Source organism: Photobacterium sp. 53610, assembly GCF_036409375.1.
Lineage (GTDB): Bacteria > Pseudomonadota > Gammaproteobacteria > Enterobacterales > Vibrionaceae > Photobacterium.
Genome location: NZ_JAXOFS010000001.1, coordinates 156,170 through 182,548, shown reverse-complemented (window position 1 = coordinate 182,548; position 26,379 = coordinate 156,170). Strand labels below are relative to the sequence as shown.

Annotated in this window: 17 protein-coding genes; 7 read left to right on the top strand and 10 right to left on the bottom strand. The window is 51.7% G+C overall.

What is annotated here, in order from left to right; genetic code table 11:
• Positions 1 to 103: 103 nt before the first annotated feature.
• The 4 genes from SPK40_RS00885 to apbC form a co-directional block, all read right to left on the bottom strand.
• Positions 104 to 2,347: an AsmA family protein gene (locus tag SPK40_RS00885; RefSeq protein WP_330959128.1), complete on the bottom strand. Its 2,244-nt coding sequence runs from the start codon at positions 2,345 to 2,347 to the stop codon at positions 104 to 106.
• A 165-nt stretch (positions 2,348 to 2,512) separates the two neighbouring features.
• A complete protein-coding gene (gene dcd, locus SPK40_RS00880; RefSeq protein WP_248140970.1) occupies positions 2,513 to 3,109 on the bottom strand; it encodes a dCTP deaminase in 597 nt (198 codons plus the stop codon).
• Positions 3,110 to 3,322: 213 nt separating this feature from the next.
• Positions 3,323 to 3,967 (bottom strand): uridine kinase, encoded by a 645-nt coding sequence (gene udk, locus SPK40_RS00875; RefSeq protein WP_248140971.1) that lies wholly within the window; start codon positions 3,965 to 3,967, stop codon positions 3,323 to 3,325.
• Positions 3,968 to 4,180: 213 nt separating this feature from the next.
• Entirely contained in the window at positions 4,181 to 5,269 is a 1,089-nt protein-coding gene (gene apbC / locus SPK40_RS00870) for an iron-sulfur cluster carrier protein ApbC (RefSeq protein ID WP_330959127.1), read from the bottom strand.
• Between the two features lie 154 nt (positions 5,270 to 5,423).
• On the opposite strand from apbC, the gene metG reads away from it, so the two are divergent.
• Both metG and SPK40_RS00860 read left to right on the top strand, forming a co-directional pair.
• Positions 5,424 to 7,463: a methionine--tRNA ligase gene (gene metG, locus SPK40_RS00865; RefSeq protein ID WP_330959126.1), complete on the top strand. Its 2,040-nt coding sequence runs from the start codon at positions 5,424 to 5,426 to the stop codon at positions 7,461 to 7,463.
• Between the two features lie 406 nt (positions 7,464 to 7,869).
• The gene (locus SPK40_RS00860; RefSeq protein ID WP_248140977.1) at positions 7,870 to 9,171 is read left to right on the top strand and encodes a dicarboxylate/amino acid:cation symporter; all 1,302 of its coding nucleotides are present in this window, start codon (positions 7,870 to 7,872) and stop codon (positions 9,169 to 9,171) included.
• 125 nt (positions 9,172 to 9,296) lie between these two features.
• On the opposite strand, the gene SPK40_RS00855 is transcribed toward SPK40_RS00860, so the two are convergent.
• Positions 9,297 to 11,564 carry a tetratricopeptide repeat protein gene (locus tag SPK40_RS00855; RefSeq protein WP_330959125.1) on the bottom strand — a complete coding sequence of 756 codons (2,268 nt, stop codon included), beginning with the start codon at positions 11,562 to 11,564 and terminating at the stop codon, positions 9,297 to 9,299.
• A gap of 520 nt (positions 11,565 to 12,084) precedes the next feature.
• Here SPK40_RS00855 and SPK40_RS00850 point away from each other — a divergent pair.
• On the top strand, positions 12,085 to 12,972 hold the full coding sequence (locus SPK40_RS00850; protein WP_330959124.1) for a hypothetical protein: 888 nt from the start codon (positions 12,085 to 12,087) through the stop codon (positions 12,970 to 12,972).
• 65 nt (positions 12,973 to 13,037) lie between these two features.
• Here the strand turns inward: SPK40_RS00850 and serS are convergent, their stop codons facing one another.
• From serS to lrp, 5 genes are all read right to left on the bottom strand, one after another.
• Complete coding sequence (serS, locus tag SPK40_RS00845; protein WP_330959123.1) at positions 13,038 to 14,330, bottom strand: serine--tRNA ligase; 1,293 nt, start codon at positions 14,328 to 14,330, stop codon at positions 13,038 to 13,040.
• Between the two features lie 124 nt (positions 14,331 to 14,454).
• Positions 14,455 to 15,792 carry a replication-associated recombination protein A gene (locus tag SPK40_RS00840; RefSeq protein ID WP_330959122.1) on the bottom strand — a complete coding sequence of 446 codons (1,338 nt, stop codon included), beginning with the start codon at positions 15,790 to 15,792 and terminating at the stop codon, positions 14,455 to 14,457.
• Between the two features lie 70 nt (positions 15,793 to 15,862).
• Positions 15,863 to 16,459: an outer membrane lipoprotein chaperone LolA gene (gene lolA / locus SPK40_RS00835; RefSeq protein WP_371929407.1), complete on the bottom strand. Its 597-nt coding sequence runs from the start codon at positions 16,457 to 16,459 to the stop codon at positions 15,863 to 15,865.
• A gap of 33 nt (positions 16,460 to 16,492) precedes the next feature.
• Positions 16,493 to 19,495 (bottom strand): DNA translocase FtsK, encoded by a 3,003-nt coding sequence (locus tag SPK40_RS00830; RefSeq protein ID WP_330959121.1) that lies wholly within the window; start codon positions 19,493 to 19,495, stop codon positions 16,493 to 16,495.
• A gap of 384 nt (positions 19,496 to 19,879) precedes the next feature.
• Positions 19,880 to 20,374, bottom strand: a complete 495-nt coding sequence (lrp, locus tag SPK40_RS00825; protein ID WP_027252761.1) for a leucine-responsive transcriptional regulator Lrp — start codon at positions 20,372 to 20,374, stop codon at positions 19,880 to 19,882.
• Between the two features lie 156 nt (positions 20,375 to 20,530).
• Here lrp and ald point away from each other — a divergent pair, with 156 nt between their 5' ends.
• From ald to cydC, 4 genes are all read left to right on the top strand, one after another.
• Positions 20,531 to 21,652, top strand: coding sequence for an alanine dehydrogenase (ald, locus tag SPK40_RS00820; protein ID WP_330959120.1), 1,122 nt, complete (start codon positions 20,531 to 20,533; stop codon positions 21,650 to 21,652).
• A 166-nt stretch (positions 21,653 to 21,818) separates the two neighbouring features.
• Positions 21,819 to 22,775: a thioredoxin-disulfide reductase gene (gene trxB / locus SPK40_RS00815; protein ID WP_330959119.1), complete on the top strand. Its 957-nt coding sequence runs from the start codon at positions 21,819 to 21,821 to the stop codon at positions 22,773 to 22,775.
• Between the two features lie 96 nt (positions 22,776 to 22,871).
• Positions 22,872 to 24,644, top strand: a complete 1,773-nt coding sequence (gene cydD / locus SPK40_RS00810; RefSeq protein ID WP_248140986.1) for a heme ABC transporter permease/ATP-binding protein CydD — start codon at positions 22,872 to 22,874, stop codon at positions 24,642 to 24,644.
• Positions 24,637 to 26,358, top strand: coding sequence for a heme ABC transporter ATP-binding protein/permease CydC (gene cydC / locus SPK40_RS00805; RefSeq protein WP_330959118.1), 1,722 nt, complete (start codon positions 24,637 to 24,639; stop codon positions 26,356 to 26,358). Before cydD ends, cydC begins: the two co-directional genes overlap by 8 nt.
• The last annotated feature ends 21 nt before the right edge of the window (positions 26,359 to 26,379 follow it).

Sequence of the window (26,379 nt, the reverse complement as noted above, 5' to 3'; positions counted from 1 at the left end):
GTATCAGAACAGTGCGCCAATGAAGGATACAGGTAACGTCCCGTCACAAAAAAACGGCCAGCCACATAAGCAACTGACCGTTTTCATCTGAAAAATCAGATAATTAGTTAAACAAACCTTTTAACAATTTATCTGCGGCTTTCTGGACTTTGTCATCTTTGGATTTATCGCCCAGCAGTTTATCCAGACCCCGCTGAACTTCCTTATTGGCTTTTTCTTCCAGCCGGTCTGCTTCTTTCTTCGCTTTGGCTTCCAGCTCTTTCGCGCGCTTATCCAGCTCACTGTTCCGCTTCACCAGTTCCTTGAAATTCACCTTATAGTCGGGTGCAAGCCAGGTTCCGGTAATATCCAGCGGGACGGTAATATCTGCCACCTCATCAACCGATTTACCGCCCTGCCCTTTGCTGGTGGCAACCAGTGAGGTATCAATCTGGAAATCCAGCGTCTGTTCGATCAGATCAGTATTTCCGCGGCCATCCACACGCAACAGCGGCGAAGCCAGATACATATTGTTGGTGGAAGCTTTCCCGTCTTTCAGGACGAAAGTCGCCGTCATCGCAGAGAAGTCGGTTTTCTTCGCTTCATCACCTGCAGAATCAGACTTGCCTTTTAACTTCGCTTTGGCATCACGAATCATCTTCGGAATATTAATGCCGTTCACTGCACCATCCGCAAAGTTGATGGCAACAGTACCGTCGAGGTTTTTCTTCAGACGAGATTCCGCCAGGCCTTTGCCTTTCACTTCGACATCAATATTTCCTGTACCCGCCAGAATATCGTTATCCGCAACATCCTTCAGGAGCGGCTGAACCTGAACCCCTTTGATAGTTTTAGTGACCTGATAAACCGGCAGCTTACCCGTCGCATCCAGACGGGCTTTAGCAGCAATCGTGCCGTCATACAGCTCCGCCGCAAATTGATTCAGATCCAGTACACCGTTCTTGATTGCAACAGACAGATCCACATGGCTGAGTTTGGCATTTGCCGCCACAAACCGGCCAACTTTCACGGTTCCGGCAACGTCGAACTGTTTCAGTGCCGAGAGATCCGGCTCCTGATCACTGGCAGTTGCCGGTGCTGCAGGTGAAGCTGGTTGCTTCGCCGAAGCCGACTGCTTTTGTCCGGTCTCCGCCTGTCCTGATTCCGCAGACGCTTCTTCCGGGCTGCCAATCCAGTTATCCACATTGATTTCGTCGCTGTTCAGATCAAACCGGATCACCGGGATCGCAGCCTGTTTGAAAGACGCATCCCCTTTCAGAGCCAGCTCGTCTGCTTTCAGGGTAAACTGACTCAGCTTCGCCAGACTGGCTTTCAGATCATATTCAGCATCACCGGCAATACCGACCGTCATGGTCGGACGCGGCAGCGTTGCCCCTTCCAGCGAGGAATTCAGATCAAGCCCCTGAACCGAAACTTTGTTCTTGTCCTGATTCACCATCAGACGCATTTTACCGGAGGCATCAAAAGCCAGATCCGGTACCTGCCCTTTGGCAGCCAGAGACACTTCACCCCAGTCACCCAGCGTGAATTTGTCCAGTTTCACCGTGACGTTTTCCAGCTTCGTCCCGCCTTCCGTCATACTGGCAGACAATTCCGTATTGCGCAGTGACGCATCATCCAGGGTTTCCGCAATCTGTAAGCCCGTTTTACCCTGAGCGGTAAAGCGCATCGCACCATTTTGTCCGGCCAGATCAAAACTCAAATCAGCCCATTCACCCGGCGCAAACTGACTCAGATTCAGGTTCAGCGAATCCAGTGCCGTCATCGTACCGGCTTTGTCATCACGAATACTGACACTGGCATTATCCAGCGCAATACCTGCCAGACGAATCACCCACTTCTCGCCGGTTGCGGTTTCCCCTTCAACCACCGGTTCACCGTCACCGGCTGGCTGCGGTTGCGGTTGCGGTTCTGTCTGACTACTTTCCGGTGTCGGCTGGGCGGTTGAACCCGATTCGCCAGTCAGACCATCCAGGTTACTGACACCGTCTTTGCGTGTCTGAATAAAGACACGGGCATCTTTTAAAGTGACCTTGCCCACTTCCAGCTGATGTGAGAACAATGGCAATACAGAGACGGACACACCGGCTTCATTAAACTGCACCAGATTTGGCTCGGCGAACCCTTCCGGATTCCGGAATTCCGTGCGGCCAATATCAAAACCAATACTCGGGAAGAAACGCCAGCTGATGTCACCTTCCATCACCAGATCCCGACCCGTGGCTTTCTTCACCTGTTCTGCAATCAGGGGTTTGAACTGATTCGGATCGATCAGCGTCACTAAAACGCCGATACCCACGACGACCACCACGACAATCGCCAGTAGCAAATAGAGAATTTTCTTCATTTTGTCCTCAGGAACCTGTGCCAGGGGAGTTAGATTTTTTGCTCACAGCACAAAAAATGCCAACAAAAAATGTCAAAATACCGGCTTCATTAAAGCAAAAAATAAGGCCACCGTTAAGGTGACCTTATCAAACAGAATGCAATTTAATGAACTTGAGACCAAAAATCAGCCGTGTTTTTTCTCGTCTTCACTGATCCGGCTTGCCACCGCACCCTGCTGATTCTTGTACTTGGCGTTGGCCCTTTTGTTATAAGGCTTTTCTGCCGAGCCCGACAGTATCTCAAAACTCAGGGCACCAATCGGCATGTGCGGGCGCAGCGCCAGCGGCAGACGGCCACTGTTATAAAATTCCAGCACGATTCGGCCTTCCCAGCCCGGATCAATCCGGTGTGCAGTCACGTGCACCATCAGACCCAGTCGCGCCAGCGAAGAACGGCCATCTAGCCAGCCGACAATATTGTCCGGCAATGTGACGGATTCATGCGTCACGGCCAGCGCCAGCTGTCCCGGATGCAGAAAAAAAGCATCGCCGTTTTCCACGACAATCTCATCGCTCATCACTTTGTCCATCTGAGCCGCAACATCTTCTTTCTTCCCGGACAGGTCGATATAAGGTGCGCCGTGGTCATTGAAAATACGGAACTTGTTGCCAAGTGTCACATCCACGGTCAGGCCACTGATCACATCGTTTGACGGGCGTGGCTCAATACTGATTTTACCTTCATCAAGATAAGTCTTAATGTCCTTGTCACAGAGTCTCATGTTGCGGGGTCTCTCCAGGGCAAAAATTCAAAAACAGTCAGAAATATACCCAAATCACCTCTGAAAAAACATTCAGGTCACTTGGGTATATTCACGTGCCGACACTATAACGAGCGTGCTGCATCAGGTCTATCTTTGCTTGACTCAGCCGCTTGTGATTTGCCTCCGGGGCCAGAGACAAAAAAGGCTGACCTGCGTCAGCCTTTCTGCTTTTTACGCTTTCAGCAAGCGGGCAATGTGTGCTTTCAGCACATCGATTGCAATCCGGTTTTTACCGCCACGCGGAACGATAATATCCGCATATTGCTTTGAGGGTTCAATGAACTGCATGAACATTGGGCGAACCGTTTTCTGGTACTGCTGCAGAACTGATTCCATGGTCCGGCCACGCTCAGCCACATCACGCTGCAAACGGCGCAGCAGACAGATATCCAGCGGCGTATCCATAAAGACGGTTGCATGCATCAGATCACGCAGACGCGGATCCGTCAGCAGCAGAATCCCTTCCAGAATGATCACTTTCTTCGGTGTCAGCGTGGTGGTTTCCTGCGTACGCGTGTGTTCACTGTAACTGTACTGAGGAACTTCAACTGCATCACCGCGAATCAGGGTTTCCAGATGCTCACACAGCAAATCATGGTCCAGCGCATTCGGATGGTCATAGTTGGTTTTGACCCGCTCATCCATGCTCAGGTGACTTTGATCGTTGTAGTAACAATCTTCCGTAATAACACCGATCTGTTGATCGCCTACTTTTTCTTTCAACTCATTGTAAACGGTTCTGGCGATCAAACTTTTACCGGATGCAGACGCGCCTGCAATCCCGATAATAACGCACTGGTGTGAATGTTCAGACATATCAGAAAGCACCTGTAAGATAATCTAGCGGGTCTTTTACTCAAAGGCAGCAAATCGCTGACAAAATGTGTCAGCACTATACTGCAGGTAAAAAATAAACCGCACGATTATAAGGAGTTGGTGCCTGGGATGCCAGAGCAAATGCGATCTTAATCGCAAAGCATGATGCAAATGCAACGACAACCCAGGTGAAAACAGTTACATCATCTACAATTACAGCGTTTTGATACTGATTTGCTCTGCCACTGGTTGCCCATGCCAATAGAGTCGGCTGGCAACCCGACCGGCCAGTTCAACATAAGCTTTCGCCTGCTCGCTGTCCGGAGAAGCGGCAACTGTCGGCAACCCCTGATCGATATCCTGACGGATCTGAATATGCAGCGGCAATTGTGCCAGCAGCGGAATCGCATAATCCCGCGCCATCTTCTCTGCGCCGCCGGTTCCGAAAATCGGTTCATGATGACCACAGGCACTGCAGACGTGGTAACTCATGTTCTCGACCACTCCCAGCACAGGAATATTCACCTTATGGAACATGTTGACCCCTTTAACGGCATCGGCCAGCGCCAGATCCTGCGGCGTGGTAATCACGACAGCACCGGTCACCGGCATCTGCTGGGCCATTGTCAGCTGGATGTCCCCGGTCCCCGGCGGCATGTCCACCACCAGATAATCGAGGTTCGGCCACAAGGTTTCATTCACGATTTGCGACAGTGCTTTTGATGCCATCGGACCGCGCCAGACTGTGGCATTTTCGGCTGGCACCAGATAACCGACGGAATTGGTGTACAGGCCATGCGCTTCGACCGGAGACATCATTTTGCCATCGGGTGAAGATGGTTTTTCATCGGCAGCCCCCAGCATCATCGGTACTGAAGGCCCGTAGATATCCGCATCCAGCAACCCGACTCTGGCACCGAGCGCCTTCAAACCCAGCGCCAGATTCACTGCGGTGGTCGATTTACCGACACCACCTTTAGCGGAACTGACTACCAGCAGGTTTTTCACACCTTTGAGTGGCGACTTCCCGCCAGCTGCGAGCGGAGCCACTCTGACCGAAATTGTCACGTTCAGATTGCTCACCCGCTGCTTTGCCTGTTGATCGCCAATCCAGTCGGCCAGTGCACCGGCCACACTCGAAGCTGCAAAAGGCAACGTAATGCTGAGCTGCCCGCCGCCCTGCCATTGAACGATTCCCGGTGTGTCTGCCCATTCATGCTGCAGCCAGGGGTGGGTGAACTGATTCAGCCAGGTACATAAGCTTGATTTATCCGCAAATGGACCCACGGGATGATTCGACATTGGAATTACCTGCTCCGTTGTAGAAATACGCTGTTGTTATCCTACCACTTTCCATCGCGGACAGCTGCAATTGTCAGACTATGAATCACGCCTGCCTTGGGGTAGTATTCAAGGCTTAATATCTTTTTTACCCATCATGAGCGAATAGAGAAATATGGCTGCAAACCCAAGAAAAATTCTGGTGACCTGCGCCCTGCCGTACGCTAACGGTTCTATCCACCTTGGCCACATGCTTGAGCATATCCAGGCGGATATCTGGGTGCGCTATCAGCGCCTTCGCGGCAACGAAGTTCATTTCATCTGTGCTGACGACGCACACGGCACACCAATCATGCTCAAGGCCCAACAGATGGGGATGGAGCCAGAGCAGATGATTGCCGAAGTGAGCAAAGAGCACCAGGCGGATTTTGCTGGCTTCGATATCAGTTTTGATAACTACCACAGCACGCATTCTGAAGAAAACCGCGAGCTGTCTTCTTTCATCTATTCCGAACTGAAGAAAAACGGCTTTATTACCAGCCGCACCATTTCTCAGCTGTTCGACCCAGAGAAAGAAATGTTCCTGCCGGACCGTTTCGTGAAAGGCACCTGCCCGAAATGTAAAGCAGAAGACCAGTACGGTGATAACTGCGATAACTGCGGCGAAACTTACAGCCCGACCGATCTGATTAACCCGAAATCAGCGGTTTCCGGTGCGACGCCGGTGATGAAAGACTCCGTCCACTTCTTCTTCGATCTGCCGCAGTTTGAATCCATGCTGAAAGAATGGACCAAGTCGGGCGCGCTGCAGGAAGAAACAGCCAATAAAATGCAGGAATGGTTCGACGGTGGTCTGCAGCAGTGGGACATTTCCCGTGATGCGCCCTACTTCGGCTTTGAGATCCCGGGTGAAACCGGCAAATACTTCTACGTCTGGCTGGACGCACCCATTGGCTACATGGGTTCATTCAAAAACCTGTGCGACAAACGTGACGACCTGAACTTCGACGAGTTCTGGAACAAAGACAGTTCCACTGAGCTGTACCACTTCATCGGTAAAGACATTGTGTATTTCCACAGCCTGTTCTGGCCAGCAATGCTGGACGGTGCCGGTCTGCGCAAGCCGAACAATGTCTTCGTTCACGGGTATGTCACAGTGAACGGCGCGAAAATGTCCAAATCAAAAGGGACTTTCGTGAAAGCCGGCACTTATCTGAATCACCTGGATCCTGAGTGCCTGCGTTACTACTACGCTGCCAAGCTGAACAACCGGATTGATGATCTGGACCTGAACCTGGAAGATTTCACCCAGCGCGTAAACAGCGATGTGGTGAACAAGATCGTCAACCTGGCTTCCCGTAACGCTGGCTTTATTACCAAGCGTTTCGACGGCAAGCTGGCTGACAACTTTGCAGAACCGGCACTGTATCAGGAATTTGCTGCTGCTGCCGATCGCATTGCAGAACTGTACGAAAACCGTGAGTTTGGCCGTGCCATCCGGGAAGTGACTGCGCTGGCGGATAAAGCCAACCAGTATGTGGATGAGAAAGCCCCATGGGTTGTCGCGAAAGAAGAAGGCAAAGATGCTGAGCTGCAGGCAATCTGCTCTGTCGGTATCAACCTGTTCCGGGTTCTGATGACTTACCTGAAGCCTGTCATGCCAAAACTGGCTGAGCGTGTTGAAGCATTCCTGAACGAAACGCTGACCTGGGAAGGGATTGCACAGCCACTGACCGGCCATGAAATCTCCAAGTTCAAAGCACTGTTCAACCGCATTGACAGTAAGCACGTGGAAGCGATGATCGAAGCATCAAAAGAAGATGCTGCTGCAGAAAAAGCCGCTGCAACCCCACCGGCTGCCGGCCCGCTGATTGATGAGCCTATTGCAGATGAAATCGACTTTAACGACTTTGCCAAAGTGGATCTGCGCATTGCTAAAATCATCAGCTGTGAGTCTGTACCGAAAGCAGACAAACTTCTGAAATTCCAGCTGGATATCGGCGGTGAAACCCGTCAGGTCTTCTCTGGCATCAAATCAGCATACAATCCGGAAGATCTGGTCGGTAAGCTGACCGTGGTGGTTGCAAACCTCAAACCACGGAAGATGAAGTTTGGCATGTCTGAAGGCATGATCCTGGCTGCTGGCCCTGGCGGTAAAGACCTGTGGCTGCTGGAACCCCATGATGGTGCCCAGCCTGGGATGCGAGTGATGTAATTTATCGCCGCACAAATTGAACATAAAAAAGGAGCGAAAGCTCCTTTTTTTATTCTGTTCGATCTCCCTTTCACATCAATCCTGCCCGTTTCATATCTTCCGTTCCAGAGCAAGGAACAGATACCCGACAGAAATTGCTTTTGATTTATTCGCAAAGAACAGACGATCGAACCAAAAAATGCTTGCTATATCAGTATACAAAGCAACCAAAAGGTTTTCGTTTTGTTAAAAGATATGAGCATTAAGTAACAAACAGCTCAATAAAGTGTGATCTCAAACAAGCTTTAAATCATGACATTGATTTTACACCACGACTTCGTAACCGGAACTGGTAATCTGCTCCGCGCTCTGAAGCTCAAAGAATAGAGCAGTAAACAGAGCAACTTATAATAAGGAGTGTTCTTTCATGAAAACCCAAAACAAAAAAATGTCCCTGACCACCCGCATTATTATCGGCATGGTTGCGGGTATTTTAACTGGATTTGTTATCCGCTCGCTTTTCGCGGACGTCCCTTTTGTACACGACTATATCGTCAATGGTTTGTTTGAAGTCGGTGGCTCTATCTTCATTGCCAGCCTGAAAATGCTGGTTGTGCCACTGGTCTTTGTTTCTCTGGTGTGCGGTACCAGCACCCTGAGCGACATCAGTACCCTGGGCCGTCTGGGCGGAAAAACCCTTGCCTTTTACCTGACCACAACAGCGGTCGCTATCACACTCGCCCTGACCATGGGTACGCTGTTCAAACCAGGTGAAGGGGCTGACCTTGCCGCTGCAACCTCTTTTGCTGCCAAAGAAGCGCCATCTCTGGGCCAAGTTATTATCGGTATGTTCCCGACGAACCCGATTAACTCCATGGCACAAGGTAATACACTGCAAATCATTGTCTTTGCCCTGCTGTTTGGTATTGCAATCAGCGCTGCCGGAAAAGCGGGTGAACGCATTGCCGGTATCTTTGCCGATCTGAACGAAGTGATCATGAAGCTGGTTGCTTTGCTGATGCACATTGCCCCTTATGGTGTGTTCTTCCTGATGGCGAAGCTGTTCACAGGTCTGGGGCTGGATGCTATCAAGAACCTGATCAGCTATTTCATGGTCCTGAGCGGCACCCTGATGCTGCACGCTCTGGTGACTTATGGCCTGATGCTGAAAGTGTTCTCCGGCCTGAGCCCGTTCACTTTCTTCAAGAAGATGGAAGATGCGGTCATGTTCGCTTTCTCCACCGCCTCTTCTAATGCGACCATTCCTGTAACGATGGAAACGGCAACCAAACGTCTGGGTGTCAGCAACAAAGTTGCTTCATTCACCGTGCCACTGGGTGCAACCATCAATATGGATGGCACCGCAATTATGCAGGGTGTTGCGACCGCATTCATTGCGCAGGCATTCAACGTCGATCTGACCATGGGTGACTACATGGCCGTGATCCTGACAGCCACCCTGGCCTCTATCGGCACAGCCGGTGTACCGGGTGTGGGTCTGATCATGCTGGCCATGGTTCTGAACCAGGTGGGTCTGCCTGTTGAAGGTATTGCCATCATTATGGGTGTGGACCGACTGCTGGATATGATCCGTACTGCGGTCAACATTACTGGTGACAGTGTCGTGACCTGTATTGTCGGCAAGTCAGAGAACGAGATGGACATCAAACGCTTTAACGACCCGAAAGCGGGTGAGAAAGACGAAGAAGTTCATCTGCATAAAGCCTGATCCGGCTGACGACAACGCAACTCCCCTACACGCCAGTCTTCCGGGACTGGCGTTTTTGTTCCTGCAGGAAAACCTTTACCGGGGCTCAACCTGGTTTCAATCCTGTTTCATCGCACAGCCCGAGATTACCCCTCAGTACGAGGTTGTACTGAGCGCATCAATTGAATCTGTTGGATCAATTGCTGAATCTGCGCATTTCCGGGAACCATCAGAGCCAGCTTCTGCGCATAAAACAACGCCTGATCAAAGTCTTTCAGCTGAAGATAACTCTGCACCACGGTGTAGTAAATCTCTGGGTTTCGGGGAGCGACTTTCATCGCCTGATGCATATACCCCACCCCCTGGCGCGTTTGTCCCAGTTCCTGCAGTAATAATCCATAAGCATAGAGATAATCAGCGTTCCCTTCCGAGTATTCCACCGCCCGTTTCAGGAACGGGGCTGCGTTTACTTTCTCCCCGCTTCGTACCCAGCTCATCGCTTTGGCATACAACACGCTCGGTTCGTTCGGATGAACCTTCAGCGCCTGATCCAACACAGCTCGCGCTTTCATTTCATCCCCTTTCACCCGGTATACATCTGCCAGATTGACATAAGCCGGTATAAAAATCGGTTCCACTTCAATGGCTGCCAGAAAATTCGACTCAGCTTCGTCCATCTCCCCCAGCGCCAAAGCGAGATTTCCCAGATTTGCATACGAAAAGCCACGATCCGACTGATAGCGCTGCATATCGCGATAAGTCGCCAATCCCTGCTCCAGCACAGATTTCTGTGCCTCGGTCAGTTGTATCACATGCGGCATGGTCAGCATTGGGGCCAGCGCTTGCGCCGCACTGGCTCTGATGGGTGCGCGATTATCCTCCAGCAATGGCGCCAGTAAACGATAGCGCTCAGCAACGGGATACAAAGCCGTCGCACTGATCGCGGCTTGTCTTTTCAGAGGCTCATCTTCACGGACAGCGCGTGCAATCGCGACCTGTGAATTTCTGTCAGGATAAGCGGCCATCCGGACAATCGCGGATGCCCGGACAATCTCAGGATACTGACTGCTCTGGGCGATCCGCGTCAGCGACTCCGAAGCAGAGAGCGCCCCCTGATCCGCGGCCTGAAATGTGAGTGAAAAATGATCGGGAGACCGGTGCGTGCTATGGGGAAACCATGCTTTGATTTGCTGGCTAGCCCACTGTGCGGATTGATCAGCATGGCACTGCTGACACGCATTCGGCGCCTGGGTTTTGACGGTCAGATCGGGGCGCGGAATCCGAAAACTATGGTCACGCCTTGAATCGATCTGCATGTAAGTCGTGGCTGGCATATGACAGTCAACACACTGACTCCCGGCACGACCTGCGGCATGCCGGTGATGCGTGGTATTGTCATAGGTTGTTGCACTGTGGCACTGGATACAGGTTTGATTGCCGGGCAGGACCGTTTCTCCGGAATGGGGATTATGGCAATTGGTGCAAGTCACCCCAGCCTGATACATCTTGCTTTGCAGAAACGAGCCCCAGACATAGTCTTCCTGCCATATCTGACCATCGACATGATAAATGTCTGAGGTCAGCAAAGCGCCCTGATAGTCTTGCGAAAAATGATGCGGTGCTGTTCTGTCTGACAGTTGGGTCCGGCGTGCATGACAAGTGGCACACACGGCAACCTGCCGGCTTTCTTTCAACCCTGTCATTGCTTTCATCTGACCATTGGGCTGAGAAACAAATAGTGGCGTTCGTTTTCCGATCGGTTGAGGATAACCTTTTTGTGAAATTTCAGAGTTGCCCCCCGCCCATTCCAAATGTTGCTGGCTACGGCCATGGCATGCTTCGCAGCTGACATTTACTGCACTGTAAGTGGACTGATAGTGCTGGGTTTTCGGATCGAAATTTTTCTGAAAATCAGTTGTGTGGCAATCGGCACACATTTGATTCCAGTTTTGCCCCATTTGAGTCCAGTGAAATAAATCATGTGTTTTTTGATCCGGATATAACTCAAACCATCGTGTTCCACCTTCAGATTCTGACCGGCTGTCCCAGGCAAAAGGGATGAATTGAATTTTTCCCTTCCCCACAGAAATTGCATATTGCTGCAAAGGATAGTACCCAAAGGTATAGCGCACCGGATACCGGACCACCTCGCCAGAATCACTCTTCATTTCAACCAGATACTCACCATCATCAATGCGAAGCTGCAACTGTAAATCGTCTTTTTGAAGTTTGATGTTTTGAAAATTACCAAGAACTGTCTTTTCAGAAGCATGCGACATGGCATGAAAATGATGGGAACCCTGCCATTGCTGTACTTCTTTTTCATGGCAAGAAGCACAACGGCTGACCTCAAATTTTTCCGCAGCGGCCAGCGTGGACAAGGACATCAGGCTGAGGAAAATCAATAAATTCATAAGATAACAATGCGGCATAACACAATTTGTTCTTCATTAAGATTTGATTGATATATCAATGATAATTGAGATTCACAAAAATACCCTGAAACAGAAGTTTCCCCGCCCCGCCTTTCCCAATCCGACCCGGCGCGGTTCAATTCAAGATTTTCCGAATCCTGACTGCACTATAAGAAAGCATTCCAAACCACAAAACGCACTTAAATAGTGCAACAAAAAACTCTCGTTTTCTTTTGGGGGCTTCTTCTCACCCGTATCCACCTGAGTTTTTCTCAATTTCAACCCCGTTGAAAAGCTGGCTCAGTTTTTGCGTTATTCAGTCATCAGCACGCTTTTTCTATCTCCCACAGGCAGTTGGAAAGGCATGCTTTTTGCCCATACACATGATTGAAATGCTGGGGTAAAACGTCGTTAAGAAACTGCACACAAGCTTCAAGAAGCTGACTTCAAAACAGAATCAAAACGTCAAAGAGGAACAACAAAGTATTGATGCCACTCATCTGGCAGATAAGGAGTCGATATGTGGATTATTCTCGGTTTAACGCTGACGGTACTGGCACTGACAGCCTGGTATTTCTACAACAAGCAACAACAGGCACAAACCGAAGCCCACTTTGAGCAGATTCTCGGATTACGACAGCTGATTCAGCTGCTGCGCAAGCACAGACGTTTATCGCACAGCCATCTGATGAAAAGTTCAGGTCATACAATCCCGGTCTTTCATGAACAGGACGTGATCCTGCTAATGAGCAGCCAGCTGGTCAGTCAGGTCAGCCTGGAACAAAAGCCAATGTACCGTATTCTTGACCAGAACCTGCAGCAGCTGTGTCATGAGTGGCCTGCACATTCATTGTCCCGAAATCAGGCAATGCACGGGAAAAGCATCCGTCATGCGATGTATCTGATTGATGACCACTTAACCACCAGCATGCTGATCGCCGACAATGACAGTCTTTTTGATCAATACCAGCAATTCTGGCCGGTCACTCTGAATGCGCTGGATACTTTGGCTCAGTTTCGGGCAACGGTGGCCTCGTTTCGTCCCGGGAAGATCAAAACTGAAGTGCTGCTGCGCCGCCACCTGAATTTGCTGCAACGCCGTTTAGGTCAGATGAACCTGATGTTGTCTGTACCGGGGCCATCCCTGATGGCCGATCAGCTGGAACAGGATCTGGACACACTGTTGCAATCCGCCAGTGCTACCTATGCATGCAGGCTGGCACTGTACAAATTATCGCTCAGCTTGTCGGACAATATATTCTGCCTGTTTGACGCCAAACTGCTTGAAATTGCCCACGCGCTGGCAATTGATGACTTTCCCACCGACATCCCTGCCAGTCTGGTGCCACTGCTGGAAAAGTCGAAGGCTGACACCGCAGACGCTGAACAGCTCAAGCTACAGGCCTGAAATAAAAAACCCAGCCGAAAGGCTGGGTTTTCATTCAAATCAGGTTCAGAACAAATCTGACCAACTTAACCGATGTGTGTCAGGCCACCCATGTACTGGCGCAGTACTTCTGGGATCTCGATACGGCCGTCAGCCTGCTGGTAGTTTTCCATAATGGCAACCATGGTACGGCCAACAGCCAAACCAGAACCGTTCAGGGTATGAACCAGCTCAGGCTTTTTCTCACCTTTACGGCGGAAACGTGCCTGCATACGACGCGCCTGGAAATCACCAACATTTGAGCAAGAAGAGATTTCACGGTACGTGTTCTGAGCTGGCAGCCAGACTTCCAGATCGTAAGTCTTCATTGCGCCGAAGCCCATATCACCGGTACACAGAATCACTTTACGGTATGGCAGGTTCAGCAATTGCAGTACTTTTTCTGCCTGACCGGTCAGTTCTTCCAGTGCAGCCATTGAATCTTCCGGACGGGTGATCTGAACCAGCTCAACCTTATCGAACTGGTGCATACGGATCAGGCCACGGGTATCACGACCATAAGAACCGGCTTCTGAACGGAAACATGGCGTATGTGCTGTCATCTTGATTGGCAGATCTGCTTCTTCAACGATGGTATCGCGAACCATATTGGTCAGCGGTACTTCAGCTGTCGGGATCAGTGACATACCAACGCCTTCTTCAGTCGCTGGCTTGGTGTTGAACAGATCTTCACCAAACTTCGGCAGCTGACCCGTACCGTACAGACTGTCCTGGTTCACCAGGTAAGGGACATACATCTCTGTATAACCATGCTGTTCAGTGTGCAGATCCAGCATAAACTGTGCGATCGCGCGATGCAGACGGGCAAACTGGCCTTTCATCACGATGAAACGAGAGCCGGACAATTTCACAGCACTGGCAAAATCAAGACCTTCGCCCATTTCACCCAGATCGACGTGGTCTCTCACTTCGAAATCAAAAGACTTCGGCTCACCCCAGCGAGAAATTTCGACATTCTCTTCTTCGTCTTTACCAAAAGGTGCCGACTCATCCGGGATATTCGGGATAGACAGTTCAATATCGCTCAGCTGCGACTGGATTTCTGCCAGCGCTTTTTTTGCTTCGTCCAGTTCAGATCCCAGACCCGCAACTTCAGCCATGACTTTTTCGGCTTCTTCGTGCTCGCCCTTGCCTTTCAGCTGACCAATCAACTTCGAGCGGGAGTTACGCTGGGACTGCAGTTCTTCCGTTTTTACCTGGATCGACTTACGTTGCTCTTCCAGGGAACGAAGTGTTTCTACATCAAGGGTAAACCCACGTTGCGCTAATTTTTCTGCTGTCGCGTCCAGCTCAGTTCGAAGAAGTTTAGAATCTAGCATGCTAATCCTGTGCTCGTCATAGAATGTTGCACAAAGTTTAATCCGAATGCGGATTAAATCAGTTGAAATCTGAATACGTTAGAACCCCTAACGTACGTCCACAAACCATACCCAAAAAAACCGGTTATTGATAGCGTTTCTGCGGGCTTTTTGCATCCAAAGAAGCCAGATAATCCAGCTTCTCACGAATTTTACCCTCTAAGCCTCGTTCAGAAGGCTGATAATACCGTTTCCCCTGCATTTCAGGCGGGAGATAACACTCACCCGCCGCATACGCGCCGGGTTCATCATGGGCATAACGGTACTCGGACCCATACCCCAGCTCTTTCATCAGTTTGGTGGGGGCATTTCTCAGATGCGGCGGCACTTCAAAGTCCGGTAAATTCGCCGCATCGGCTTTGGCCTGATTGAACGCCGTATAAACCGCATTACTTTTCGGAGCACAGGCCAGATACACGATCGCTTGTGCAATCGCCCGCTCACCTTCATAAGCGCCTACCCGAGTAAAACAGTCCCAGGCCGCAATCGCGACCTGCATCCCGCGCGGATCAGCATTACCGACATCTTCCGAGGCAATCGCCAGCAAACGGCGGGCAACATAGAGCGGATCACAACCGGCCTGCAGCATCCGGGCATACCAATAGAGCGCACCATCCGGACTGGAGCCCCGAATCGATTTATGCACGGCAGAAATCATGTCGTACCAGAGATCACCTTTGTTATCGAACCGGGTCACTTTCTCACCCGCAACTTCTGCCAGCAAATCCAGTGTGATGAGTTTCTGGCCCTGCTGCTCTTCCGCCATATCAGCCAGCAGCTCAAGATAATTCAGTGACATCCGGGCATCGCCATTCACCAGCTCTGCCAGATTTTCTTTCACTTCCGGTGCAAAGGTCAGGCTGTCATCCTGAATCCCGCGGGTTTTATCGGCCAGCGCCTGATCAATCACGGTCAGAATATCGTCCCGACTCAGAGATTTCAGTTTATACACCCGGGCACGGGACAATAATGCGTTATTCAGTTCGAATGACGGATTTTCCGTGGTCGCCCCGATGAAGGTCACGGTGCCGTCTTCAATATGGGGCAGAAAAGCGTCCTGCTGGCTTTTGTTGAAGCGGTGCACCTCATCTACGAAGAGAATGGTTCGACGGCCAGCCTGTTGGTTCTGATGCGCTTTATCAATGGCCGCGCGAATATCTTTCACTCCGGAGGTCACTGCAGATACCCGTTCGACTTCAGCATTAGCATAGTGAGCAGCCACTTCCGCCAGTGTGGTCTTTCCGGTGCCCGGTGGTCCCCACAGAATCATGGAATGGAGATGCCCGGCTTCCAGTGCTCTTCGCAGCGGTTTTCCTGGCCCCAGGATATGCTGCTGCCCGATATACTCTTCAACAGTACGTGGCCGCATACGAGCGGCTAGCGGACGAAAATCCGAGGCAAAGTTAAGACTGAAGTTATCCACACTGACCATCCAAAACTGAAAAAGGCGGTATTTCTACCGCCTGTATATGAATCTCTTGTTTTTAGCGCAATCAGCGCTTGTCGTCCAGCTCAACCCCTGCAGGTGGGGTGAAACTATACTGCTTTCTGTCCTGTTTGCCCTTGGCAAACTGAGCAAAACGGAACTGACTGAGCTGACCGTCCTGTTCTTCCACCGAGAAGCCGCGGACCTGGCCATCTTTACCGACGGTCACGACAAACTTACCGGTCACAGCGGCACGGTCTTTCGGGGTCAGCGTGAATGTATCAGCAGTTTGCACGACGTTATATTTTGCCCAATCCTGATTCTGATTCCGGATCAGCAGAACAAAAGGCGTCTGCTCAGTTGCATCCTCCAGCTTCATCGCCGTCACCTGTTCAACCATCGGGGTGTAATACCACAAGGTCCGGCCATCAGAAACCAGCAGGTTTTCATCCGGCGTATCTGCATGCCAGCGGAACAGATTCGGACGTTGCACCGATACTTTCCCCTGACCTTCAACCAGCAGGTCGCCTTCCGGGCTGGTAACTTTCTGAGTAAAACTCGCACTGAACGCATCCACTTTATTCAGACGCTGGCTCAGCTCCTGCTGCGCACTGGCAAAAGCCAAACCAGGCAGGAGCGCCGCAGCCAAAAGAATTCGCTGCACTGTCTTTATCATTTTCGGGTGTTTCTTCATTCATTAATCTCCTGTTGGAGCGGGAGCCAGAACCTCACGGTTGCCGTTATGCCCGGGCGGACTGACGATACCGTGTGCTTCCAGCTGTTCTACAATCCGGGCAGCCCGGTTGTAGCCAATTTTAAAGCGGCGCTGCACACCAGAGACTGACCCGCGACGACTTTCAGCGACAAACGCTGCAACCTGATCAAACAGCTGATCCAAATCGTCATCTCCACCGGCCGGACTCTCTCCGGGCAACATGCCTTCAGTCCCCTGATCGGCATTCAGAATGCCGTCAATGTACTGAGGTTTACCTCTGGCTTTCCAGTCATTGACCACGTTATGCACGTCATCATCAGAGGCAAATGCCCCGTGAACACGCACTGTATGACTCTGACCCGCCGGCAGGTACAACATGTCACCCATACCCAGCAGTGATTCGGCACCCCCCTGATCCAGAATGGTCCGTGAGTCGGTCTTGGTGGATACCGTAAACGCCATCCGGCTTGGAATATTGGCCTTGATCAGACCGGTAATCACATCCACCGACGGACGCTGAGTTGCCAGAACCAGATGGATCCCTGAAGCCCGCGCTTTCTGGGCCAGACGCGCAATCAGTTCCTCAACTTTCTTGCCGACGACCATCATCAGATCAGCAAACTCATCCACTATGACCACAATACTCGGCATTTTCTCCAACAGCGGCGGGTGTTCGTCTAAAGAATCGCCAGGTCGCCATAACGGATCGTGAATCGGATGACCGGCTGCAGCAGCTTCTTTCAGCTTGGCATTAAAGCCGGCCAGATTACGAACCCCAACTGCGGCCATCAGTTTATAACGGCGCTCCATCTCGCCCACACACCAGCGCAAGGCGTTTCCGGCATCTTTCATGTCAGTGACCACTTCGGTCAGCAGGTGCGGAATTCCTTCATAAATCGACAATTCCAGCATTTTCGGGTCGATCATGATAAAGCGGCAGTCTTCAGGCTTACACTTGTAAAGCAGACTGAGGATCATCACGTTCACACCGACCGATTTACCGGAACCTGTGGTACCGGCCACCAGCAGGTGAGGCATTTTACTCAGGTCAGCAACCACAGCCTCCCCGGCAATGTCATAACCCAGCACAATCGGCAGCGCGCTGCGCATATTCTGGAACCGGTCGCTGGCCAGCACCTCAGACATATACACGGTTTCGCGATGTTCATTGGGCAATTCCAGACCAATGTACGGTTTGCCCGGAATCACTTCGACCACACGCACGGCATAAGCCGACAGGGCCCGGGCCAAATCTTTCGCCAGCCCGGAAATCCGGCTGACTTTCACGCCTGGTGCCAGATCCAGTTCGTATCGGGTAATCACCGGGCCCGGATAAATCCCAACCACTTTGGCTTTAATTTTGTAATCCGCCAGCTTAGATTCCACCAGCCGCGCAGTGTGCTTCAGCTCTTCCTCACTGGTTGGCTGCACATTCTGTTGTGCCGGCTGAAGTAAATCCAGCGTCGGCATCGGGGATGTCGGCTTCGGTAAATCCACGTCTTTCTTCATCAGGAAAGGATTGTCGAGACCGGCAGCATAAGCCTGTTGCTGCTGGGCCTGCTGCGCTTCACGGATTTTACGCTGGAAAGCCTCTTCGTCCGATTCTTCGGCATCGATTTCCTCTGCGTCTTCTGCATCATCCGCTTCATCTGCAGCGGCAGCGCGCTCCAGCTCAGACATCCCATCATGAACACCGATTTCAATCTCGTGTTCACTCTCGAACGCATCCTCATAGGCTGAAGCTGCTTCAGATTCCGCCTCATCCTGCTCTTCCCACGGAAGGTCATCCTCTTCCGGCGCTTCAGATGCCTGCACCGGGTCCGGCTGATTCAATTCAGGCACGTCTTCAATCAACGACAGATCACCCAGAGACGGCTCTTCATCAAAATCATCTCCGGCCAGTTCTGCAGTATGCTCTTGCTGATGTTCCTGAGCCCTGCCTGCCTCTGGCGCATACACACTATAGTCTTCGTCCTGAGCCAGCTGAGACTGCAACGCTTCAATCGTCAGGTCCGCAGCATCCGGGTTCGTACCCAGTGGCTGGTTCACCTGCACAGCAGTCGGTCTGCTGCGCTCCGGCATCACAATGGCCGGTTCCGCAGGCGGCGGAGTACTCACCGCGACGTCAGACTCAGGTTTCGCTGCCGGAATTGCAGAACCGGCAGACGCGAGACCAGACTTCGGCGCTTCGTTCAGTACAGTGTCTGCAAACGAAGTTGGGGTGTAAGCCACCCGGACCGCTGGCTTTTTCAGTAAGACGTCATCGTCGTCAATCTCAGACCCATTCGGCTTGTCGAGCAAAGTCGCAGCATAAGGCGTCTGGCTTTCGTCAGGAATTTCAGAGGCAAAAGGTGTCAGGGTTTGCGACGATTCACCCCGGATTTTATTCAGCAGCCAGCTGAGCATCCCCAGCGTCGATTCACCAATTCCGTCAACAACCCGCAGCCAGGAAATCCCCGTCAGCAGAGTGAAACCAACCGCCCATAAAAACATCAGCACCAGCGTGGTGCCCAACAGATTGAACAGCGGCAACGTCAGGTTGGCTACCACATCACCAATGACTCCGCCGGAAGAAAAGTACCAGATATCATCAAAGTTCAGATCGGCAAGACCGCAACTGGTCAGGAACAAAACCAGCAGCCCGAGCAGCCGGGTGCCATAAATCATATAATCCGGTGCTGTCCGCTCACCACGACGGCGAAACATAATCCAGGTCGCGCCGAGAATCACGGCGGGTAAGGGATATGCCAGAGAACCGAAAGTGAAAAAGAATGTATCCGCCACCAGTGCACCAAAAGCACCAGCCTTGTTCTGAACCGGCCCCTGCCAGGCCGTTTGTGACCAGGACGGATCCGCCGGATCAAAGCTGACCAGCGCCACCATAAGATACACTGCGGCAAGTATGCCGATGATCAGGAAACTTTCCAATAAGCGCTGCCCACCTGACAAACGCACAGGCTGAAATTTGCCTTTTACCTTCCTCAAAAATTCTCTCCGGTCTTGCTAAAACTGACTGTAAGCCGGGGGTAAGTAACAGTAACCCAGCTGAGCGGATCAGCATGATGCGCTGTGATATCCAAGTGACCCATTTTATACCACTTCACTGGTATTGTTACCCGCCTGAAAAAATGTGGGAGCAAAGTAGGAAAAAGCGCGCCTACTTACGCCACGACCTGGATACTTCAGTCATCAGGCTTTTATTGTAGTTGCTTGATAACACAAATAATTCATCTGAATGTCAATTCAATGATGAGTTGCAGACTTTTTCAGCAATCAAGACCGAATGTTTTTCTGCATTCCCAGAAACAATTCAAGCGGCACAAAGGCCGCTTGAATTCACGAGAGAAGCAGGTTCAGCAATCCGACCAATTAACGGGTCTTAATCACCAGATTGTTGGTCTGCTTCACTTCTTCCATCACCACATATGTACGCGTGTCATTCACACCCGGCAGACGCAGCAGGGTTTCCCCCAGCAGCTTACGGTATGCCGACATGTCTGATACGCGGGTTTTCAGCAGGTAGTCGAAATCACCGGAGACCAGATGACATTCCTGAATATCTTCCAGTTCCTGAACTGAGCGGTTAAATTGCTCAAAGACATCCGGCGCACCACGATTCAGCGTAATCTCTACGAAAACCAACAGAGAGGCATCCAGATACTGGGGATTCAGAAGCGCAGTATAGCCACTGATGTAGCCTTGGCGCTCCAGACGACGTACACGCTCGAGACAAGGGGTTGGGGACAAACCTACACGTTTAGACAACTCAACGTTTGAAATTCGACCGTCTTTCTGAAGTTCATTCAGAATGTTACGGTCTATTCGATCCAACTCCTTGGAGGGTTTCTTTTTGGTATCTACCATTTTTTATTCCACCTTCTTACTTCCTTGCAATAAAATATATTACATCTACGAGTTTTTTAGTATCAAATACTCTTTTAGTCAAACTATACTGCCATTAGCTCTGTCATTTCAACCTTGTCCATAGCTTACCCTGCTAAATCGATCAAGGAGCACAGCATGATCATCGGTGTGCCTAAAGAAATCAAAGACCATGAATACCGCGTTGGCCTTGTCACCAGTAGTGTCAGAGAGCTGGTTTCACTCGGCCATGAGGTTCTCATTGAAACCCAGGCCGGAGCTGGTATAGGGTTGTCCGATGCAGATTATCAATCTGCCGGAGCAACCATTCTTTCGACTGCTTCAGAAGTTTTTACCAGATCAGAGCTGATTATTAAAGTAAAAGAACCTCAAGCCGTCGAAAGAGCCATGCTTCGCGAAGGGCAAATCCTCTTCACTTATTTGCATCTTGCCCCTGATTATGAGCAAACAAAGGATCTGATTCAGAGCAAATCTATTTGTATTGCTTATGAGACGGTCAAAAACCATAAAGGCCAGTTGCCTTTACTGGCTCCGATGTCCGAAGTTGCGGGCAGAATGTCGGTACAGGCTGCGGCTCAGACACTGGAAAACCCCCGGGGCGGCAGAGGATTGCTGCTCAGTGGTGTGCCAGGTGTGGAACCGGCCAAAGTCCTGATCCTCGGAGGGGGCGTCGTCGGCTCAAACGCGGCCCGGATGGCCATGGGCATGCGGGCTGATGTCACCGTACTCGATCGCAACCTGGATACCCTCCGGGCATTGGATTGTGAGTTTCAGGGTAAAGTGAAGCTGCTTTACTCAACCGACGACCTGATCGACCGGATGGTTCCCGAAGCCGACGTCATTATTGGTGCAGTCCTGATCCCCGGAGCCGCCGCCCCGAAACTGATCTCGGCGGAACACGTGAAGCAGATGAAACCGGGCTCTTGTCTGGTGGACGTCGCCATCGATCAGGGGGGCTGCTTTGAAACCTCGCACCCGACAACGCATACAGATCCGACCTATATCGTGGATCAGGTCGTTCATTACTGTGTGGCAAATATGCCGGGTGCCGTGGCCAGAACCTCAGCTTTTGCACTGAACAACGCCACACTGCCCTATATCATTCAACTGGCTGGCAAGGGCTATAAACAAGCTCTGCTGGATGACCCCGGTTTCCTTGCCGGGCTGAACGTGATTCACGGTAAAGTTACCTACCGCGAAGTCGCCGAAGCCTTTAATCTGCACTATACAGACCCGACCGTGGCCCTGAGTATGCACTAATGTGAATTTCAGAGCCCGAACTTCCCTTTCAGCGCTGAAAACTTTGTTTTTAGCGCTTTTTCATTGAGTTTGTAACAGAGCTATGGTCTGCTCTTTCCTTACACCTGCAATTTCCCTACAATCGATGCCTTACTGATACGTGACGCTGACTAAGTCTGGAGAAACAATGAGTAACGTAAAACACAGTAAACTACTCATCCTCGGTTCTGGCCCAGCCGGCTATACCGCAGCGGTTTATGCGGCCCGCGCCAATTTAAATCCAGTCATGATTACTGGCATGCAGCAAGGTGGTCAACTGACAACCACAACAGAAGTAGAGAACTGGCCAGGCGATGCAGAAGGCCTGACAGGTCCTGCACTGATGGAACGCATGAAAACTCATGCCGAAAAATTCAATACGGAAATTATTTTCGATCATATCAATGAAACAGACTTCAGCCAGCGGCCTTTCCTCCTCAAAGGAGACAATGGCGAGTACACCTGTGACGCGCTGATTATCGCAACAGGCGCTTCCGCCAAATATATTGGCCTGGAATCCGAGCAGGCATTTCAGGGACGCGGCGTCTCTGCCTGTGCAACCTGCGATGGTTTCTTCTACCGCAATCAGAAAGTCGCGGTTGTTGGCGGTGGTAATACAGCGGTTGAAGAAGCACTGTATCTAGCCAATATCGCTTCAGAGGTTCACCTGGTTCACCGCCGTGATACCTTCCGCTCAGAGAAGATTCTGATCGATCGTCTGATGGACAAAGTGAACAACGGCAACATCATCCTGCATACCGATCGTACGCTGGATGAAGTGCTGGGCGACGACATGGGTGTAACCGGCGTACGCCTGAGAGACACCAAGTCAGACGCCACCGAAAACCTCGACGTGATGGGTGTTTTCATTGCGATTGGTCACCAGCCGAACACAGATATTTTCGCCGGTCAGCTGGCCATGGAAAACGGTTATCTCAAGGTACAGTCCGGGCTGGAAGGAAATGCGACCCAGACCAGCGTTGCCGGTGTCTTTGCCGCGGGTGATGTTATGGATCATGTTTATCGTCAGGCCATCACATCTGCCGGAACAGGCTGTATGGCAGCTCTGGATGCAGAACGCTATCTGGATGCCCTAAGCAAGTAATACCGATGACTACGGCCGCGGCAATCGACTGCGGCCTGTTTACCTTCCCCCAATTGGGAAACCAGAATTCAACCAACCATACAGCGCTATTTCAACATGGATAAACAATTACAGCGCGAGTTGACCAAGTGGTTAAAATCGCAAAGCAAGCTGGCCAAACCCTGGCTGATGCTGAGTGTGGGCCTGGGATTTCTGTCGGGTCTTCTCCTTATTGCCCAGGCAGGCCTACTCGCCACTATCCTGCAGCAACTCATTATCGAACAGACCGACAAACATCAGTTGCTTCCTCATTTTGCGGGATTAATTGCTGTTGTTGCCCTGCGTGCTGCCTGCAGCTGGGGACGGGAAGTCGCAGGTTACCGCTGTGGCGAACAAATCCGCCTGCATATCCGGGAACTGATTATCAACCGGCTGCATCAGTTGGGTCCGGCGTTCATTAAAGGACGTCCGGCTGGCTCCTGGGCAAGTCTGATCCTGGAGCAGGTTGAAGAAATGCAGGATTTCTTTGCCCGTTATCTCCCGCAAATGGCGCTGTCCGTTCTGATCCCGCTGGTGATTTTAGTCGCCGTGTTCCCGTTCAACTGGGCCGCCGGACTGATTTTCCTGGTCACCGCACCACTGGTTCCCTTTTTTATGGCCTTGGTTGGTATTGGTGCCGCAGATGCCAGCCGACGTAACTTTACAGCGATGCAGCGTCTGTCCGGGCACTTTTATGACCGCCTGCAGGGACTGGCGACACTGCGCCTGTTTAACCGTGCTGAAGCAGAAGCAGAAAACCTGCATGACGCCGCAGATACGCTGCGCAAACGTACGATGGAAGTATTGCGTCTTGCATTCCTTTCTTCTGCGGTTCTGGAATTTTTTACGGCAATTTCGATTGCTCTGGTCGCCGTGTACTTCGGCTTCTCATTCATCGGTGAGTTAGATTTCGGCCACTACGGCCTGCCAATCACCCTGTTTACCGGCTTCTTTATCCTGCTGCTGGCGCCGGAGTTCTACCAGCCGTTGCGTGATCTCGGCACCTATTATCATGCCAAAGCACAGGCCATTGGCGCTGCAGAATCTATCGTGACTTTCCTGAATACAAAAGCGGATAACATGAGCCAGGGCGAGCAGCCGCTCGAAGCGCCTGAAACCATCAGTATCCGCCTGAACGATGTCAAAGTACTGAGTCCGCAAGGCCAGATACTGGCAGGGCCGCTGAGTTTTGACATTGAAGCGCACCAGCAGGTCGCGCTCGTCGGACCGAGTGGTGCCGGAAAAACCAGCCTGCTGAACGCCCTGCTCGGCTTCCTGCCTTATGAAGGCAGCATCCGGGTGAACGGTACAGAGCTGCGAGAAATCGATCCGGTTCAATGGCGTCAGGCCATCAGTTGGGTCGGACAGAATCCGCTGCTGATCCATGGCAGTGTCCGCGACAACATTGTTTTAGGGAACCCGCAGGCCACGGACGAGCATATTCAGCAAGTCGCCGAAAGAGCCTTTGCCAGCGAATTTATCCAGCGCCTTGAACGTGGATATGATCACCCGGTGGGTGACCGCTCTGCCGGCTTATCCGTCGGACAAGCGCAGCGTCTGGCTGTCGCGCGTGCATTGCTGCAAAACGGCAGCTTCTGGCTGCTTGACGAGCCCACAGCCAGTCTGGATGCCAACAGTGAACAACTGGTTCAGCAGAGTCTGAATCAGGCGACTCAGGGACAGACAGCGCTGATGATCAGTCACCGTCTGGACCAGCTCACCGAAATGGATAAAGTCCTGGTACTGGAAAATGGCCAGATCGTCCAGCAAGGCCATTTCAGCCAGATCAGCCGGGAAGGTTTGTTAGCCGACATGTTATCGCACACTGATAAGAGGGATCTCGATGCGTGATTTAATCCCTTACCTGAAACTGTACCGCCGGCACTGGTTCGGTCTGACACTGGGAATGCTGCTGGGCCTGGCGACCTTACTTGCCGCCATGAGCCTGCTGACCTTATCCGGCTGGTTTCTGGCCGCATCTGCGGTCGCCGGTTTGAGCATCGCCCGCGAAACGTTCAATTACATGCTCCCGGCGGCTGGCGTGCGTGGTTTCTCCATTGCACGAACCGCAGGTCGCTGGGGAGAGCGCGTCATCAGCCACAATGCAACGTTCAAGTTGCTGGCGGATTTACGAATCTTCTTCTTCCGCAAACTGACCCCGCTGATCCCGGGCCGTCAAACCAATCTGCGGGATGCAGATTTGCTGAACCGCCTGGTCGCTGATGTCGATGCGATGGATCATGTGTATCTTCGCCTGATCAGTCCGTTAGTAATTGGGGTGATAGCACTGCTGGCAATCAGCGGATTTCTGGCCTGGTTTGATCCGACGCTGGGTCTTGTCCTTGGCTGTATCTTACTGACGCTGATGTTCACCCTGCCGGTAATTTTCTACAAATTAGGGCAAAAACACGGCGAAACCCTGACGCTGGCGAAAGCCGGATTCCGAATCCGTCTGCTTGACTGGATTCAGGGTCAGGCCGAGCTGCTTCTGTTCAATGCAGAACCGAGTTACCGTGAACAGACACTCAATGAACAGAAGTCCCTGCTGCTGGCGCAACGCCGCATGGCCGGCCTGACCGGCATGGCAAGCGCGATGCTGATGCTGGCGACTGGCTGGACCCTGGTCCTGATGCTCTGGCTGGCTGCCGATGGTGTCGGCGGGACAACGCCAGATCCAATGATTGCCCTTGCCGCCTTCGCCACGATGGCCAGCTTTGAACTGATGATGCCTGTCGCCGGCGCATTCCAGTATCTGGGACAAACCCTGACATCGGCCAGACGTCTGAACGAAATCATCCATGCTGAACCGGACACCCCGTTTGATCCCAACGGCCACCAGGCCAATGTGAAAGGTGATATCCGGGTCGAGAGCATTCACTTCACTTATCACGGCAGTGAAAAAAGCGTCCTCAATCAGGTTTCCTTCACCATGACAGCCGGTGAAAAACTGGCGCTGCTGGGCCGTACCGGCTGTGGTAAATCCACGCTGCTGCAGTTACTGACCCGGAACTGGGACCCTCAGCAAGGACAGATTCTGCTGGATAATGTGCCTTTGGCTCAATGGCAGGAAGCATCGCTGCGCAACGCGATCAGTGTGGTCAGCCAGCGGGTGGATATCTTTAACGGCACGGTTCGTGAGAACCTGCTGCTGGCCAAACCTGAGGCCAATGATGAAGAACTTGCACAAACCCTGACTCAGGTCGGACTGCAAAAACTGCTGGAAGGCAATGGGCTGGATACCTGGCTGGGCGACGGTGGCCGCCAGATTTCCGGCGGTGAACGCCGTCGGCTGGGGATTGCCCGTGCCCTGCTGCACGATGCTCCGGTCATACTGCTGGATGAACCGACAGAGGGACTGGATCGCCGCACGGAACAACAAATCCTGTCACTACTGTTTGAACATATGGCGGAGAAAACCGTGGTCTTTATCACCCACCGCCTGGTCGGGCTGGAACAGATGGATCAGGTTTGTCTGATGGATGAGGGAGCCATCATAGAACGAGGCAATCACGCCTCACTGATGGCCCAGCAAGGCCGGTACAGCGAACTCTGGCAACGTATCTGACCTGCATATCAAAAGGCTCTG

Excerpts from the sequence above, each read along its gene's own strand:
- SPK40_RS00885 (WP_330959128.1), bottom strand. The coding sequence starts at position 2,347 with ATGAAGAAAATTCTCTATTTGCTACTGGCGATTGTCGTGGTGGTCGTC.
- dcd (WP_248140970.1), bottom strand. The coding sequence starts at position 3,109 with ATGAGACTCTGTGACAAGGACATTAAGACTTATCTTGATGAAGGTAAA.
- udk (WP_248140971.1), bottom strand. The coding sequence starts at position 3,967 with ATGTCTGAACATTCACACCAGTGCGTTATTATCGGGATTGCAGGCGCG.
- apbC (WP_330959127.1), bottom strand. The coding sequence starts at position 5,269 with ATGTCGAATCATCCCGTGGGTCCATTTGCGGATAAATCAAGCTTATGT.
- metG (WP_330959126.1), top strand. The coding sequence starts at position 5,424 with ATGGCTGCAAACCCAAGAAAAATTCTGGTGACCTGCGCCCTGCCGTAC.
- SPK40_RS00860 (WP_248140977.1), top strand. The coding sequence starts at position 7,870 with ATGAAAACCCAAAACAAAAAAATGTCCCTGACCACCCGCATTATTATC.
- SPK40_RS00855 (WP_330959125.1), bottom strand. The coding sequence starts at position 11,564 with ATGAATTTATTGATTTTCCTCAGCCTGATGTCCTTGTCCACGCTGGCC.
- SPK40_RS00850 (WP_330959124.1), top strand. The coding sequence starts at position 12,085 with ATGTGGATTATTCTCGGTTTAACGCTGACGGTACTGGCACTGACAGCC.
- serS (WP_330959123.1), bottom strand. The coding sequence starts at position 14,330 with ATGCTAGATTCTAAACTTCTTCGAACTGAGCTGGACGCGACAGCAGAA.
- lrp (WP_027252761.1), bottom strand. The coding sequence starts at position 20,374 with ATGGTAGATACCAAAAAGAAACCCTCCAAGGAGTTGGATCGAATAGAC.
- ald (WP_330959120.1), top strand. The coding sequence starts at position 20,531 with ATGATCATCGGTGTGCCTAAAGAAATCAAAGACCATGAATACCGCGTT.
- trxB (WP_330959119.1), top strand. The coding sequence starts at position 21,819 with ATGAGTAACGTAAAACACAGTAAACTACTCATCCTCGGTTCTGGCCCA.
- cydD (WP_248140986.1), top strand. The coding sequence starts at position 22,872 with ATGGATAAACAATTACAGCGCGAGTTGACCAAGTGGTTAAAATCGCAA.
- cydC (WP_330959118.1), top strand. The coding sequence starts at position 24,637 with ATGCGTGATTTAATCCCTTACCTGAAACTGTACCGCCGGCACTGGTTC.